Annotated in this window: 14 protein-coding genes; 6 read left to right on the top strand and 8 right to left on the bottom strand. The window is 38.0% G+C overall.

Annotated features, from left to right (window positions below):
- Positions 1 to 89: 89 nt before the first annotated feature.
- The 3 genes from yccS to FHR28_RS15875 all read left to right on the top strand — a co-directional run bounded on the left by yccS (position 90) and on the right by FHR28_RS15875 (position 3276).
- On the top strand, positions 90 to 2240 hold the full coding sequence (gene yccS, locus FHR28_RS15885) for a YccS family putative transporter (RefSeq protein WP_166783047.1): 2151 nt from the start codon (positions 90 to 92) through the stop codon (positions 2238 to 2240).
- 30 nt (positions 2241 to 2270) lie between these two features.
- Positions 2271 to 2825, top strand: a complete 555-nt coding sequence (locus FHR28_RS15880) for a hypothetical protein (protein ID WP_166783046.1) — start codon at positions 2271 to 2273, stop codon at positions 2823 to 2825.
- Between the two features lie 163 nt (positions 2826 to 2988).
- Complete coding sequence (locus FHR28_RS15875) at positions 2989 to 3276, top strand: DUF3817 domain-containing protein (protein WP_034615366.1); 288 nt, start codon at positions 2989 to 2991, stop codon at positions 3274 to 3276.
- 62 nt (positions 3277 to 3338) lie between these two features.
- On the opposite strand, the gene FHR28_RS15870 is transcribed toward FHR28_RS15875, so the two are convergent.
- Positions 3339 to 4580: an MFS transporter gene (locus FHR28_RS15870; RefSeq protein ID WP_004818687.1), complete on the bottom strand. Its 1242-nt coding sequence runs from the start codon at positions 4578 to 4580 to the stop codon at positions 3339 to 3341.
- Between the two features lie 344 nt (positions 4581 to 4924).
- Between FHR28_RS15870 and FHR28_RS15865 the strand changes: the two genes are divergently transcribed.
- Entirely contained in the window at positions 4925 to 5317 is a 393-nt protein-coding gene (locus FHR28_RS15865) for a hypothetical protein (RefSeq protein ID WP_004718237.1), read from the top strand.
- Positions 5318 to 5351: 34 nt separating this feature from the next.
- Here the strand turns inward: FHR28_RS15865 and FHR28_RS15860 are convergent, their stop codons facing one another.
- The 6 genes from FHR28_RS15860 to FHR28_RS15840 all read right to left on the bottom strand — a co-directional run bounded on the left by FHR28_RS15860 (position 5352) and on the right by FHR28_RS15840 (position 10620).
- Positions 5352 to 6233 (bottom strand): pirin family protein, encoded by an 882-nt coding sequence (locus FHR28_RS15860; protein ID WP_166783574.1) that lies wholly within the window; start codon positions 6231 to 6233, stop codon positions 5352 to 5354.
- 31 nt (positions 6234 to 6264) lie between these two features.
- Complete coding sequence (locus FHR28_RS15855) at positions 6265 to 7029, bottom strand: DNA polymerase beta superfamily protein (RefSeq protein ID WP_166783045.1); 765 nt, start codon at positions 7027 to 7029, stop codon at positions 6265 to 6267.
- 321 nt (positions 7030 to 7350) lie between these two features.
- A complete protein-coding gene (locus FHR28_RS22040) occupies positions 7351 to 7473 on the bottom strand; it encodes a hypothetical protein (protein ID WP_259191678.1) in 123 nt (40 codons plus the stop codon).
- 320 nt (positions 7474 to 7793) lie between these two features.
- On the bottom strand, positions 7794 to 8165 hold the full coding sequence (locus FHR28_RS15850; protein ID WP_166783044.1) for a hypothetical protein: 372 nt from the start codon (positions 8163 to 8165) through the stop codon (positions 7794 to 7796).
- A gap of 77 nt (positions 8166 to 8242) precedes the next feature.
- Entirely contained in the window at positions 8243 to 9058 is an 816-nt protein-coding gene (locus tag FHR28_RS15845; RefSeq protein ID WP_166783043.1) for a DMP19 family protein, read from the bottom strand.
- A gap of 152 nt (positions 9059 to 9210) precedes the next feature.
- Positions 9211 to 10620 carry an FAD-binding oxidoreductase gene (locus tag FHR28_RS15840; protein WP_004718247.1) on the bottom strand — a complete coding sequence of 470 codons (1410 nt, stop codon included), beginning with the start codon at positions 10618 to 10620 and terminating at the stop codon, positions 9211 to 9213.
- Positions 10621 to 10992: 372 nt separating this feature from the next.
- On the opposite strand from FHR28_RS15840, the gene serA reads away from it, so the two are divergent.
- Positions 10993 to 12225, top strand: a complete 1233-nt coding sequence (serA, locus tag FHR28_RS15835; protein WP_004718250.1) for a phosphoglycerate dehydrogenase — start codon at positions 10993 to 10995, stop codon at positions 12223 to 12225.
- Between the two features lie 274 nt (positions 12226 to 12499).
- Positions 12500 to 13372, top strand: coding sequence for an EamA family transporter (locus tag FHR28_RS15830; RefSeq protein ID WP_166783042.1), 873 nt, complete (start codon positions 12500 to 12502; stop codon positions 13370 to 13372).
- Between the two features lie 40 nt (positions 13373 to 13412).
- Here the strand turns inward: FHR28_RS15830 and FHR28_RS15825 are convergent, their stop codons facing one another.
- Positions 13413 to 15449, bottom strand: coding sequence for a PKD domain-containing protein (locus tag FHR28_RS15825; protein WP_166783041.1), 2037 nt, complete (start codon positions 15447 to 15449; stop codon positions 13413 to 13415).
- Between the last annotated feature and the right edge of the window lie 242 nt (positions 15450 to 15691).

Raw genomic sequence — 15691 nt, 5'->3', positions numbered from 1 at the left:
TATTTTTTACATTTCTATATGCAATAAATCGTGTCGCCTTTTCAGAAATGAGTAAAATATTGAAACGCCCAAGCCACTGAATTGACACTGTGAATAGTTATCAGCAAATCTTTCAAAATATAAAATCAAATTCAACTTTGATTTATTGCCTACAGATTTTGATTGTTTTAACTGGAACAACGCTTGGGCTGTATTTTCTAGGTTATGAACAGCTCATTGTACCGATTACGCTTGGTGCAATTGCAACAGCGCTCACAGATTTTGATGACCGACTGAGTATCCGTTTAAGAAATCTTGGCTTAGTCTGTGTGCTATTTTTTACAGTCAGCAGTATTTTAGATTTTTTACATCCCTATAAACTTTTATTTTTAATTTACTTATCTCTGTCCAGCGCAGTTTTTATCTTAATGGGCGCATTAGGGCAACGCTACGCCACCATTTCATTTGGTACCGTACTCTTGTCAATCTATACCATGTTTGGCTTGGGTGAATATACTGAGTGGTATCAACAGCCCAGTTATTTTGTCATGGGCACATTATGGTATGGCGTGACCTCAATCATTTTCTATCTACTGAAACCGACACAGGCTGTACAAGACAACTTATCCAATAGCTTCAATCTTCTTTCCGAGCTGTTGATGTCAAAAGCAAAACTATTTGATCCTGATAATATCGACAATGTTGAACAGCTTTTATATGACCTTTCTTTGCAAAACAGTCAGTTGGTAAAAAACTTAAACCAAACCAAAGCCTCATTACTGACCCGATTAAAAGCCTCTCGTGCCAATAAAAACACCATTTACTGGCTTAATTTATATTTTCTGGCCCAAGATATTCATGAACAAGTTACCTCCAATTATTTGCACTATGAAAAGATTCATCAAAACTTTAGCCGCACAGATTTAATATATCGCATTCAAAAGAATGTACGTTTGCAGGCGCGTAATTGTCAGCAACTTGCCGAGGCAATTTTAAAGCGCCAAATCTTTCAAACGCATACAGACAACAATATTGCTTTAGCCCATTTAGAAAACTCAATGCAGGAATGGATTCAACACAATCCACATAATTTAGAAGTAAAAAACTTACTGTTGGTATTAAACAATCTGAAAAATGTGCAAGATCAATTTGTTAACCTGAGTATTGAACAACGTAATTATCAACAAAGTTATAGCCAACATCGAGATAATCTCAATTTATTGGATGATGATATCCATGATCTACCAGACCTTTGGCTCAAGATTAAACAACATTTAACCCCAAATTCTGCATTATTTCGCCATGCCGTGCGTATCGCGTTTGTGTTTGCTGTGGGCTATGCCATTTCGCTACTACCCTTTGCCAAAAACGGCTATTGGATTTTACTCACCAGTTTATTTGTGTGCCAAATTAGTTATTTTGCCACCAAAAGTCGTTTAAAACTGCGCACGCTAGGGACTGTATTAGGGGTACTTTTGGGTATTCCCATTTTATACTTTGTCCCCAGTATTGAAGGGCAATTACTCCTTACCATTATTTTTGGGGTGTACTTTTTCTACTTACGCTCAAAGAAATATGCCATGGCGACTTTAATGGCAACGCTAATGGTCTTGTTGATCTTTAATTTAAAAGGCGCAGGCTATGCCATTATTTTACCGCGCATTATCGACACCCTCTTGGGGTGTTTAATCGCATGGTTTGCGGTCAGTTTTATTTGGCCAGACTGGAACTTCCGTGATATTTCCAACAATATCCGTAAAAGCAGTAAGGCAACCTTAGACTATTTCGATGCGGTTGTTGAACAATATCAACAAGGCCGTACCAACAGTATTGATTATCGTAAAGCACGTCGAGCGGCACATAATGCACAGATTGAATTATCCACGATGATTTCCAGCTTAAGTGCTGAACCCAATCCAAATCCGGATTTAATTCACAATGCCTTTAGATACTTAGTTTATAGCCATAGCCAGCTCAGTTATGTTTCAGCTTTAGGTAGCCATCGTGAACATGTACATGATCAGCAGATTTTAGATTTAATGTTATGGTGCAAACATACCTTAACTGATGTTTTGCTCAATCAAACCGCTGTAAATGAAGTCTTAATTGAAACAAAACTCACTGAAATTCAGCACATCAGTGATCAAGAAAATTTGTCAGATAATTTACTTTTGGTGCTTAAACAAATCAGTTTATTATTGGAAACCTTACCTGAGTTGTTAAAACTAAAAACAACCTTACTTCGATTAGAAATTAAATAGCAAGAATGACCAGATATTTAGAGGCTTCACATGAAACTTAGACATTGCCTAACGTTTTTATTCTCTGCATTGACCATTAGTGCTGCGCCCAGTGCTTTTGCAGATTCTCAATTTAATCAAGACTTACAGCAATTTTTAGAGTGTAAAAAGACACTGAAAAATTATTATGACTTAGGTTTTGAATTTGAGGATGATCTGAAAAAGAATGGCTGGATCAAACAAGGTGAAGAATATAGCTATGTCAGTAAAGTCCCGATTACGGTATTTGGTCAAACTACAGATCAAATCAGTTTGGTTACTGGTGGAATGTTGGCTGTTTTAAAACATGCGAATACCAAAGACCTCGCTAAAAAGTTTCAAATCACGCAAAATCCGTTCTTTAAAGATATGCCGTATTTTTCAGGAGAGAAAGTTGTAAAAACAGATCTTGAGACCAAAGAAACCGAAAAATCTTTGCGTAAACTGACTTTGGCTGAATCGAATCCCGTTGTAGATGAAGGTGAACACAAAACCTATATCGGGTGTGTTTATATCACTGAATTTGAACAGCAACAGCAGGACGCTGCAATCAAAGCTTTACCATAATCGATCTTAAATATTGGGCTATATCTGGTCTGGAAACTAAAAACTTATTCTCCAGAACGATCTTTCATCTATTTAAATCAATCGATTTTATTTACTATTTTTTTCAAATCGTTTAGATAATTCGGTTAGACTCAAGCTTCATTCTCATTTGACTAACGTGACCATGAATATCAAATCTTTACGTATTGTTGGTTTTCTTGAAGGTATTTCCTTTCTCCTTCTTCTCTTTATTGCGATGCCTTTGAAATATATTTGGGATATGCCTATTTATGTGAAATATATTGGCATGGGACATGGTGTGTTATTTCTTGCTTTTCTTGCAGTGTTATTGATTGTCTGTGGAAAACAGAAGTGGTCCATTCACATGTTTATTTTAGGTTTAATTGCTTCAATTTTACCTTTTGGGCCTTTTGTTTTTGATCATAAATTAAAAGCATTACAACAGCCTTAACCTGTTTATTTAAGAAGCAAAGCTCCCTCCCCTTTTACAAGGAGAGGGAAACTCAAGTGAGCTTAAAACTCACCATTTACTTTACGTTGCTGCATAATTGTTTTTAATAATCCACGTGGAATAGTGAACCACAAAGCAATTAACGCAAAACATGACAACGCATAAGCCCAGAGATGAAAATGCTCATACAGAATTCGAATCAGTTCAATCACAAAGAAGAAAGTGAACATCATCAACACTGAAACAGCAGCAGCGACAGTGCCTTTAGAGACTTCAGATGACATTAAGGCAAAACGATAAAGCACTGAAAAACTAATTCCTTCACCAAAGCTGACTAAGGTCATGCCTAAAATAACGCAATGAAGAAAATATTCGCGCCAAATGATCCCAACCACCACAATTGCGGTACCTAAAAGCATCAAAGGTAAACCAATCAAAACTGTTTTACCCAGTGGCAAACGATCAATCACTTTAATCAGCACAATATTACCTAGAATCAACCCACCCAATACAGGGAATTGCGCCAGACCATATTGCATACTACTGAGTCCCAGTTCCTCAACCAACATCACTGGAGACAATGCGATCCATAGCATCAAAGGCATCGCCACCATTGGCAAGCCGAGGGTCATGCCCATGAACGTCTTATTTTTCAAGACTTGCATATAATCATCCCAAATATAACTCAACGGTTTTTTGGGAATACTGCTTGTACGTGCTGGCATCTTGGCTTTTAGACCAAACCAACTCAGAAAAGCTAAAAAGGCAATCGCAATAAATCCCCAGTGCCATGACACATGATCAATCAGGAATGCGCCGACAACAGGGCCAATCAAAGGGGCAAGCAAAGAAATATTTGCCATCAGTGCCATGACTTTAATGGCATCACGCTCTTCAAAGGTTTCTTGAATCGCAGCATAACCCACTGCTGCGATCACAGATAAACCAAAACCTTGCAAGAATCTTAAAACAAGAAAACTTTCAATATTGTGGGTGAGTAAAATTAATAAACAGGTGATGACAAAGAATGCAACACCTGACAATAACACTTTCTTACGTCCTAATCGGTCAGACAAAGGTCCGAGTATCCCTGCGACGCATGCCCCGCCGAGGAGATAAAATGACATAGATGATGGTGCCCATGCACTGCTCACACCAAATTCTTTGGTGATTGCGAGCATCGCAGGCTGAACCAAATCATTACCGATATAAACTGAAAATTCAAATAACACCAACGCCAATGGAAACATAAGCGTAGCGCGACTCAAACTTGCAGTTTGTTCTTTTTGCACTAAATTTTGCATTATTTTCTACATATCTTTATTGGCTTGCTTTGCTCACACTACTTTTTAAAGATAAGCGTTCGCCCAATGACAAGCACTGAAATATAAATATTAAATTGTGGAATTTACGTTGAATAAAGGCAGTTCAACACCGTATTCACAAGGTGTCTAATTCAATAGGTAAAGTAATTGCTGAAACTATATTTGTGAGATTTATAACTTGACCCGATTTATGAGAAAGCTCATAGAGGTACACACAGGGTTAAGTTTTACTAGTCTAACACAGACAAATTTCCAGTGAAAGTTGAACATTTATTATTCTTAAGCTACTCTAAATGCTGTATAAGCGGATATAAATAATTTAAATGAAAAATAAAAACCCAATATCGCTGATCATTATTGGCGTGATTTTATTGTTGGTGGGTGGAGGACTTTATTTTATTAGTTCTGCACCTAAAATTAGTGCTGAAGATCAGGCGCGATGTGAACAATTGGTTCAAAATAAATATGCTGAAAACTCAAGCACCATCATAGGAAGCTGTAAAACAGATACAGGCTTTGTGGCATTGATGGATAGTCAAGCCAATGCGACCGCCTCGGCTGAAGATACGGCGAAAGCGATTAGCTCAGCCAACCATAAAGAATTGGGCTTGGGTATATTTGGCAAGTTCTTAATGGGATTATGTGTGGGTATCGGGATTGCATTGCTGATCAAAGGCTTGATTGCACTCAAGAACAAACCTCAATCGATAAATTAGGTATTAGAGCAAATTGTAATTCTCACAGTTTGCTTTATTCATCTTCGCGCACTGTTGATTTGATAAATGTGCCACGCTTAATATCGTCATATGCTTCAAGAATTTCTGCGTAGTTGTTCATGACGAATGGCCCATGCCCATTGATCGGTTCTTGAAGCGGTTTGCCTGTAAGCAGCAACAATTTACACTGTTGCAATGCCGTTATTTCAAAGTCTTGTTCCAAACTCGACATCACAGCAAGCCCTTGCTCTTCAAATATTTCATCTTCAGCTTGAAACTGAGCCTTACCCGTTCGTAAATAGACCAGTGTGGTTTCTCCTGCGCCTGCGGGCAATCTGACCTTATGCCCTGCTTGGATTTCAATATCCAAAACTTGAAGTGGCGAATGCGTTTTTGCTGGCCCGTGTTGCCCTTGGTAGTCTCCAGCAATCACTCGTACCGTTCCAGCACTATTCGGAAGTTCAATCACTGGAATATTGGCTTTTCGCAAGCTTTGGTAACGTGGTGGATTCATTTTATCTTTGGCAGGTAAATTTACCCACAGTTGCACCATTTCAAAATAACCACCCGTTTTTGAAAATGCCTCACTAAAGACCTCTTTGTGTTCCACACCTGAAGCTGCGGTCATCCATTGCACATCACCCGCTGAAACAATACCACCACCACCCGATGAATCACGGTGTTCTAATTCACCAGCAAAAATCAGGGTAACCGTTTCAAAACCACGATGAGGATGCTCACTCACCCCTTTGCGTAAATTGGTCGGTTTTAAAACACCAGGTCCTAAATGATCCAATAACAGAAAGGGAGAGACGGTATTGCCTAATTCATAGTGTGAAAATACAGAAAGTACAGGATAAAAATCCCCTATCGCAAAGCGGGTGTCATTACGATGAATAAAGGCAAGGGTTTTCATAGTGTCACTATTCTCTGATTGAGTAAAAGCATTAGCCATAAAAATGTTGTTTTAAATTAAAGCTATATTCGGTGAGATATTGCTTTAATTTTTCAATATCATTGGTCGGTTCAATCGCTCTTAAATTTAAGGCCTCAATTTTATTTTCTAACAGTTGTAAGATTTGCGCTTGTTCCGCGACAGGTAATTGCACTTTTTCTTTTTGCTGTTTTTTGATTTCTAAATAATCTTCTGCCCAATGCCGTAAGGGATCATGAGCGTCGATTTGATCAAACAATTGCGTAATCAGGAGTTCAGGCATAATTTGCTGTGTTGCTAGTTCTGCTGACATCAGACCACGAATAGAATAAAACACTTTTTTATAGGTAAAGTTATCTGCGGTTTGCATGACATGCATACCGCCTTTAGCCAACGACAAGTAATGATAATACAGCGCTTTATAGTCTATTCGTTCAAGTAAGCCATCTCTAAATTTCTCCCATTCAGGAAATTGATTAAAATAGACAATATGTGCACGTACCCACTCTAAAACAGTCGGATTACTTTTTGCCAAAAGCCCAAACATTTTATTTAAGTCGAATGAAACAAAGTCAAAGTCGCCATCCATGATCTCGATTAAATCACGGTGTTGGCGATAATCGTAATATTGTGCCTTGGAGGGTAGATGAAAACCACGTACATCGTAATCACTGTCTGGACTTGCCATGCCCCATAAGCGACTACCGCTTTCGATATAAAACAGTGGATGTTCATCTCTGTTTTGGAATAAGTGTTGAATTTCTTGTTGGATGTTCATTGTGTTCACATTTTGGGTAAATCTATAAGTTTTATATCATTAATTTCAGTGCTTTTTAAATTTTCTTTGAATCCAAAGTCGACTTCCCTTTATTTTTAATTCAAGAACTTCATCAATATTCGCTTTAGTTCATCCTGATATTTACCAGCATAATTTGCTTTATAGCCAACCTGTCAAAAGCTCAGACATAAGAATAGAATTTCGATTAATTAATACTTTTAATTAATCAATTACATGTAAAAAATAAATTGTTTGATTATAAAAAGCTTGCTATACCGCACCTTACATTCAAAGTTTAAATACCTTTGCGTAGGCGATGCCTCACTTTTCGTAGTCGGATGCCAAACCTTGCGCTGCAAACAAAGCTGTGCTTTGTTTTTGCTCATGTTTGGCGAGGGGTCCGTCCTGTACCCCCACCCAACGGCGACATCCATGTCGCCACACGATAGAACAACCATCTAGGATTCAAAAGTACAAAAAATGAATTGATAACCAACAGTTTCTAAAAGTTCATACAAAAACATAAACTTTATTGATGATTAATGACTTGATGGAAATCACTTGTATGAATAATGAGGTGGTTTGACTATATATTTTTATATATTCAACTTCTTGTAGCAGACAAAAAATGCGAAAGATCAAAACCATTACCTACAATTAAAATATTCATTTATTGTTATTTCCCAAATAAAAAAAACGTACCAAGTCTGATACGTTTTTATCCAGCATTTCTATCTATTTTTCAAGCATAAATCAAAAAATTATCAAGGACATTTTGCCTTTTGGAAGGTCTTAGTGTTTTTACCACGATAGCACTGATATTCCTTCTGCATATCTATACGTTTCCACTGACCATCAATATTTTTAAAGCTATACACACTACGAATTGAGCGCACAGAATCATCCATCAAACCTGTTTCAGTCAACTTCACTTCTGCGACAGTGGGTGATTCCACACTATTAAAATACTGACGCAACTCAACAGTCGCGAGATCCTTACGCAAATCAGGACGTTCATTTAAAACCTGACTTAATGGTGTCTCTGAACCACCTACTTTATTCATTAAATTTTGTGTTGTTGCACAGCCAGACAAAGCCACTAAACAAAATACTGAAATTAAACTCAAACGATTCATTCTGATCACCCTAAAACTAAAAGCATAGCCTAATGATGCTATGCTTTTTAAACGTACACTATTTAAAAACTGTGTCTTTATGACTCATCTGCAATATGGCTAACATCGAGCGCTATGATTTGTTGATCATTTTCATTAAACATCAAGGCTTGATCACCTAGATCCAGCATATAAAAATGCCCTGCATCAGTTAGAAAATGCCAAGCAACGATCTCTTGCCCATTATACTCATGTGATGGATCACCAATGGTAATACGATCTAGTTCCTGACCTGCTTGCAGGCATAAAGCTTGAATAATTTTAAAATAACGTGGGCTGTTTTCCGCTGCTTGCTGTTTACGTTGTTCTAAATTTGGAATTTTGGCTGCGACTTGCTCTACAATCGTCAAAATCTGATCTTCATCAACAACCTGTAGCTTTGGATGTTGCTTTAACCATCGACTATTTATTTCAATCAAATCTTCACTATCATTCAATGCATAAAACTGGTCATCAAAAGCATTGAGAATATCTCGTTGCTCATTTTCACCAAAGTATTCACCCTCTAAGAACTGTTCTAATTGCTCATCCGAAAACTGATCAATTAAATCCGCACTTTGCTCAAAGAGAGCAGAATGCTCAGTTGCATTCATGGCTTTTAATCCTTCACGAACATGTTTCACCATGAACGCATCCCAACCCGTGTTATAAACGAATTGTGAAAAACCACCATTATTGACTTGAGCAAGATAGTAATCGACAAAATAACTGTATAAAGCCTCTGCGGATACTTCATCATATTCGACATAATGTTCAAATAAGCCATTTAAGCTATCAATATTGGACATAATCACATCATAGTGATCATCACTGTCTAAACTTTGTTTAGAAATTAAAATGTTATCAATGAGCATAGTTTTCAGTTTCTTATCAATATTTAAGCGCAACCAACATAACAAATTTTCAGCAATAAATGGCGACCAGCATGTAACTTTATTTTATCTTTTGTTCGGCAATAAAAAAGCGCTTCTCTCGAAGCGCTTGTACAAACGAGCTATTTAAATCATTACAGATCAAATAACTTACCTGGGTTCATGATGCCATTTGGATCGAACACTTTCTTCAAGGCTTTCATATATTCAATTTCTTCAGCAGTCCGTGTGTAATCCAGATAAGGCTTTTTGGTCATGCCTACGCCATGCTCTGCAGAAATTGAACCGTCATATTTCTTCACAGTTTCAAACACATACTTATTTACCACCTGACATTTGGCAAAGAATTCATCTTTAGATAAATTCACAGGTTTTAAAATATTTAAGTGTAGGTTTCCATCACCAATATGGCCGAACCAGCAGATTTCGAAATCAGGATAATTTTCAGCAACAATTGTATCAATTTCCTTAATAAAAGCAGGAACATGTGTAATCAATACTGAAATATCATTTTTATACGGAGTAAATGGGGCAATCGTTTCAGAAATGTCTTCACGTAAACGCCATAAGCTTTGAACTTGTTCAAGATTTTGGCTCATCACTCCATCAAGCACCCAGCCTTGTTCCATGCAATGCTCGAAAATTTCCATCGCAGCATCCATAATCGGTTCATACGGCGCTTCAAATTCAAGTAAAACGTAGAATGGGCATTCAGTTTCAAATGGACGTTGTACATGACCACGATCCAAAACTTTTTGCATCGCCAGTTCACCAAAGAACTCAAAGGCAGTTAAATCAATTTTGCTTTGGAATGCATGTAATACAGGCATGATTGCATCAAAATCAGGAACACCCAATACCATCACTTGTAGATCATGCGGTTGGCGTTCAAGTTTAATTTCAGCTTCAGTCACTAAGCCTAAAGTCCCTTCACCACCGATGAATAAATGTTGCATTGCATAACCTGTAGCATTTTTAATCATGCCTTTGTTTAAACGCAATACATCACCTTTACCTGTCACCACGGTCAGACCAAGTACCCAATTACGAGTCATCCCGTATTTGATCACTTTAATTCCGCCTGCATTGGTTCCAATGTTACCACCCAATTGTGATGAACCAGCAGAAGCAAAATCAACCGGATAATACATCCCCTGTTCTTCTGCATAGTTCTGCAACTGTTCAGTCACTACACCCGCTTGAATACGTACCATACGGTCAGCTGGATAAAATTCTAAAATTTGGTTCATTTTGTCGAAGCTCACGACAATTTCACCATTGGCAGCAACAGCACCTGCCGATAAACCTGTACGGCCACCCGATGGGGTAATCGCAACATTAAACTGATTAGCCAATTGAACAATTGCTTGCACTTGCTCTGTGCTCGATGGGAAAACGATGACCGATGGCTGAGGATCAAAATGCTTAGTATGGTCTTTGCCCCAATTTTCTAAGCTGTCAGCATCGGTTTTAATTCGGTTTTCACCGACGATTTGCGTCAATTGGGTCAATAATTCAGGTGCTATCGTTACTGGAGCATTCATCGTTTTGCGGACCTAGCAAGAAGTAAATAAGAGGTTGTGCTATACAACATTCGAGATTTTAAATCAGTCTGTGAAAAATTTTCAGCATTTTTTATAGCTGAAATCGGCAACTTTACTGATTTTAGCAGTATTTTACCTAGATGACTGCTGAGGATAAAGCACAGATTTGATTCACATTATCCACACTTTGTGTATAAAGTGTGCTTCAAGCATTATAAAAATCAATGCATTAGCATTTCATTTAATTTTTGAATAATGCTTATCAGAAATCGTAGATAAAATATCCACTGTACTGTCACAATCGAAATATCTATAGAACAAGGTCTATGGTATCATATTGCGACTAAATTTGGCCTTTGTAGCGGAGCCGTAATGAGCCAACATCTTTCACTACCTAAAGATAAAATTCGTTTCTTGTTGTTAGAGGGCGTTCATCAAAACGCAATCGACACGTTAAATGCTGCCGGATATACCAATATCGATTACCGTAAAACTGCGCTTGAGGGTGAAGCGTTGAAAGAAGCGGTTAAAGATGCACACTTCATTGGTATTCGTTCCCGTACACAATTAACTGAAGAAGTCTTTGCAGCTGCGAATAAATTGATCGCAGTGGGTTGTTTCTGTATCGGAACAAACCAAGTGAATTTAAATGCAGCCATGATTCGTGGTATTCCTGTATTTAACGCACCATACTCAAATACTCGTTCAGTTGCTGAATTGGTTCTTGCAGAATCAATTCTTTTACTTCGTGGTGTGCCTGCTAAATCTGCTTCAACTCACCGCGGTGGTTGGAACAAGTCTGCGGTAGGTTCATTTGAAACGCGTGGTAAAACTTTAGGTATCGTGGGTTATGGCTCTATTGGTTCTCAACTTTCAGTTTTAGCTGAAAGCATGGGTATGCACGTCATTTATTATGATGCTGTGACTAAGCTTCCTATGGGTAATGCACGTCAAGTGGGTTCTTTAGATGAACTACTTGCAAATGCAGATGTTGTTACACTGCATGTACCCGATGTTCCTTCAACTCGTAACTTCTTTGCAAAAGCTCAATTTGCGAAAATGAAAGAAGGTTCAATCTTCATCAATGCTGCACGTGGTACATGTGTTGTTATTGAAGATTTGGCAGATGCGATTAAATCTGGTCATATTGCTGGTGCAGCTGTTGACGTATTCCCGAAAGAACCTAAAGCCAATGGTGAAGAATTTGTTTCTCCACTTCGTGGCCTAGACAATGTGATTTTAACACCTCACGTTGGTGGTTCAACCATGGAAGCGCAAGCCAACATCGGTCTAGAAGTTGCTGAAAAATTTGTTGCTTATTCGGATAAAGGTATGACTTTATCTGCAGTAAACTTCCCTGAAATCGCACTTCCATTGACTGAAGGTAAACACCGTTTACTACACATCCATAAAAACGTGCCAGGCGTGTTATCTAAAATTAACAACCTGTTCGCTGAGCATGGCATCAACATTTCTGGTCAGTCATTAATGACTAAAGGTGATGTTGGTTACTTGGTGATGGATGTAGACGCAACTGCATCTCAAGAAGCGCTTGATACACTTCATGAAGTTGAAGGCACAATCCGCGTTCGCGTATTGTTCTAAGACGATTTAAGCTAAAAAACCACAGGTATTTGCCTGTGGTTTTTTTTATGGGATTTATAAATCTTTCACTTCTTTCCGATAGCATTTTTTTAAGTTAAATTATTTGATTAATAAACTATTTAGCATCTTCTCTCACCCTACTCTACAAAGACAGTGTACTATCTAAAGCGCAATAAGCTTTGCAAATTACATGAGCATTTCATCTAAATTGTTTTATATAAAAAGCCTGTTGCGGAGATTTTCCTCCAAGCCCTTACTCTAAATTTCAGAAACAATGCCAAATTTAAAAAATGCACCACACCTGCAAGCTTTAGTTCTATTGTTCATTGCCATGATCAGTATGCAAAGCAGTGGCGCATTAGCAAAAACATTATTTGATCAATTTCCAGTCCTTACCATTTCCGCTATGCGTTTATTGCTCGGCTCATTGATTTTGGCCGTGATTTTTAAAATTTGGCAGGTCAATTTTAAACAGGTGAAATGGTCATCCATCATCAGTTATGGTATTGCCCTTGCAGGAATGAATGCTTTATTTTACTTATCAATTCATCGTATTCCACTCGGCATTGCCGTAGCGTTTGAATTTATTGGACCGCTCAGTGTGGCCCTGTTTCATGCACGGCAAAAATTCGATTTTATTTGGGTCGGACTTGCGATACTTGGACTAGTTTTACTGTTTCCATTTGATCAGGCAAAGCAAAGCCTCGATCCTATTGGCATTGCCTTTGCCTTAGCTGCTGGCGCTTGCTGGGCGCTGTATATTATTGCAGGTCAACGACCTTCAGGGGTTTCTGGAAACCATACTGTATGCTTGGGGATGTTTGTAGGCATGTTGTGTTTAATGCCAATCGCCTTATTTTCTGGGATGCCTTTACAGGTTTTTGAACCTTCAAATTTAATTTATTTTATTGCATTGGCGATCTTGGCAAGTGCCTTGCCGTTTTCATTGGAAATGATTGCATTAAGAAATTTATCTGCTTTAAGTTTTGGTACACTAATGAGTCTTGAGCCTGCAATTGCCGCATTTTCAGGGTTTATTTTCTTAAATGAACAATTATTATGGACCCAATGGTTGGCCTTAGCCACCATCATTAGTGCATCAATTGGCTGCACCGTAACCACACAAAAAGCACGGCATAAAGGATAAAACCACCTCGAAAGGTGGTTTCAATTCACTCATCTAAAACCTACCAATCAGGTGCATCCATAATTAGTTTTATCATGCTATTCGGATCTGGCTCTAGTTCAAGACCAATTCGTTCAACCAAGTCACCATTACTGTCTTCTATATTTACATAAATACTTAAATAAGTAATAGGGCCTTTTCCAGCTGAATCAAAACCTGAATATTTACTTGGTAATTGAATCTGCGTCGGTTTTCCATAGATTGCATTATAAGTTAAGATCTCATTGCTACCATCTATGTTATATACCGTGATTTCTATATTGCATGACTTTCCAATTAATTCAGGAACAACTTCCCAATTCCCATTGGGCTCAGTGGTCCCATTTAAAGGATCCTCAATCAAACTGGTACAGACAATCGGGAAACTCAAGCCTTGATTGCTGACATAAACAACTTCACGATCTGCCAAGATAATATTAACATTACCTGTTAAACCTGAAGTTTGCTGGCCTTTATAACGCACCCATTGATTACTCTCAAAAATTAAAGCCGTTTGTGCAGACCAATCCAACTGCCCGTCTGGGTCTTTTATACCTGTGAGGAAACGACCGCCATCTTGCGATATTGAAAAATCCAACTGGTCATTTATTTTGCCAAAACATGCCACAAACGTCCCATTGGGTAGTGCACATTTTACAAAATGATCTGTGGCTGATTTTCCAAGATCAATAATCACATTACCTGAGGTTGTCGAAGTTTTTTCACCCAGCATCGTGCCTGTTAGATCTTTTGCAGTCCAATAAATTGAACCACTCGAAGGCATATTCACCACCGTCAACCCTTCTTTAGGAATACTGTTGGATTTGGTTAAGGATGAACCATCATTTAAGCTGATTTTTGCAGTCACATTGCATGGAATCCCCTCACCATTGGATTGGCACTGCACAAAGACTGAACCTGCATTTTCAAATTTCAAATCCCAGTTCCATGTTGAAAAATGCTTCACTGTTGCATGTACAGCAAGGCCTGTAGACGATTGGTTTGACAGCATTACCTGCCCAATACCTTCTTCAATCCACAATCCACTCACTTGGTCAAAATACCACATTGGAATTTGTGTACCTATTTTCATCTGTTGATTATTGATACTCTTTATCGGCAGATTCATTTGAAGGTCTGCTGTTTTACCAGCTGCAAGTTGTAATTTCTGACCACCTGCATCTTTAAATGTGGCTGTAATCATTCCAGCACTGATCAGATCCACGATGTTGCCTTGCGCATCGCGTGCTACACCATTGGCAGGCATTGCATTTAAATCACGATTGGTAATATCCCATGGAGTAAATTCAACAGTCACTGCACCTGTGGCTAGGCTGCCATCTGCTTTTACAAAAGCATTGGCGGGGATGCTAATGCGTGCACCCAAATTTAAGGATTGAATCACTTGAGCGTCAGAGATCTCTGACACAGGAACAATTTGTTTAATGGCCAATAAATTTGCTGAGATTGCTTTTAAATTGGCAATATCATAAACAATTGACTGCGTGATAAAGCCTTCTTTTTCAAATTTAGCCACCACTTTTTGTGTGTTTTGAGGAAGTATTAGATTCAAAGTCGCACGACCATTTTGATCTGTTTTAACACTTTGCCCCTCTATTGTAATATTTGTATTTGGAATCGAAGCGCCATCAACCGTTTGAGCTGAGACTAAAACCTCACGGTTTATCGTTGTTGCTCCCTGTTTTACTTCTATTTTCTGTGTTGTTGAGTCGGTCCGACCTGCTAGGTCTGTTATCGTCAGGCTCACGGTATATTGACCAACTTTGGTATAACTATGTTCAACTGTAGCACCTGTTCCGCTTGAACCATCTCCAAAGTTCCAAGCATAGCTAGCAATTGCACTGGCTTCTTTTGTTTGGTCAACCGTACTTTTCGTTCCATCAAATTTGACAACTTCACCGATACTTGGCGCTGTTGGACTATATTCAAATTTGGCTGTAAGACCCTGTTCAAATTTTGTTGAAGAGTTACAAGCCAACAAAAGTAAGCTTACCCATGCAAAAAGAAACCATTTTATATAATTTTTCGATCTCATCATTCTGATCACCTTATTGTTATTTAATTCGCGATATCCATCACGATAACTTATATTACTGTGAATTAATTATTAATAATAGCTGTTTTATTTTAAAAATATTTTAATATTTTGCTCAATCTAACCGAGTTGATGCTTACTGTATCGAATCAAGTAATGGCAAAAAATTTGATTGAATATCGATAAATGAAAGAATGACCTTGATTAGAAATAAATATTTTTTCTTTAAAATTCAAAATCTTATA

This window comes from Acinetobacter sp. BIGb0196, assembly GCF_011759595.1.
GTDB classification, from domain to species: domain Bacteria; phylum Pseudomonadota; class Gammaproteobacteria; order Pseudomonadales; family Moraxellaceae; genus Acinetobacter; species Acinetobacter guillouiae.
The sequence above is the reverse complement of the archived record's forward strand: the minus strand, read 5'-3'. Positions and strand labels throughout refer to the sequence as shown.

What these genes read in the sequence shown, in the direction of transcription:
- FHR28_RS15880 (WP_166783046.1), top strand. Translation starts at nt 2,271, where the DNA reads ATGAAACTTAGACATTGCCTAACGTTTTTATTCTCTGCATTGACCATT.
- FHR28_RS15875 (WP_034615366.1), top strand. Translation starts at nt 2,989, where the DNA reads ATGAATATCAAATCTTTACGTATTGTTGGTTTTCTTGAAGGTATTTCC.
- FHR28_RS15870 (WP_004818687.1), bottom strand. Translation starts at nt 4,580, where the DNA reads ATGCAAAATTTAGTGCAAAAAGAACAAACTGCAAGTTTGAGTCGCGCT.
- FHR28_RS15865 (WP_004718237.1), top strand. Translation starts at nt 4,925, where the DNA reads ATGAAAAATAAAAACCCAATATCGCTGATCATTATTGGCGTGATTTTA.
- FHR28_RS15860 (WP_166783574.1), bottom strand. Translation starts at nt 6,233, where the DNA reads ATGAAAACCCTTGCCTTTATTCATCGTAATGACACCCGCTTTGCGATA.
- FHR28_RS15855 (WP_166783045.1), bottom strand. Translation starts at nt 7,029, where the DNA reads ATGAACATCCAACAAGAAATTCAACACTTATTCCAAAACAGAGATGAA.
- FHR28_RS15850 (WP_166783044.1), bottom strand. Translation starts at nt 8,165, where the DNA reads ATGAATCGTTTGAGTTTAATTTCAGTATTTTGTTTAGTGGCTTTGTCT.
- FHR28_RS15845 (WP_166783043.1), bottom strand. Translation starts at nt 9,058, where the DNA reads ATGCTCATTGATAACATTTTAATTTCTAAACAAAGTTTAGACAGTGAT.
- FHR28_RS15840 (WP_004718247.1), bottom strand. Translation starts at nt 10,620, where the DNA reads ATGAATGCTCCAGTAACGATAGCACCTGAATTATTGACCCAATTGACG.
- serA (WP_004718250.1), top strand. Translation starts at nt 10,993, where the DNA reads ATGAGCCAACATCTTTCACTACCTAAAGATAAAATTCGTTTCTTGTTG.
- FHR28_RS15830 (WP_166783042.1), top strand. Translation starts at nt 12,500, where the DNA reads ATGCCAAATTTAAAAAATGCACCACACCTGCAAGCTTTAGTTCTATTG.
- FHR28_RS15825 (WP_166783041.1), bottom strand. Translation starts at nt 15,449, where the DNA reads ATGATGAGATCGAAAAATTATATAAAATGGTTTCTTTTTGCATGGGTA.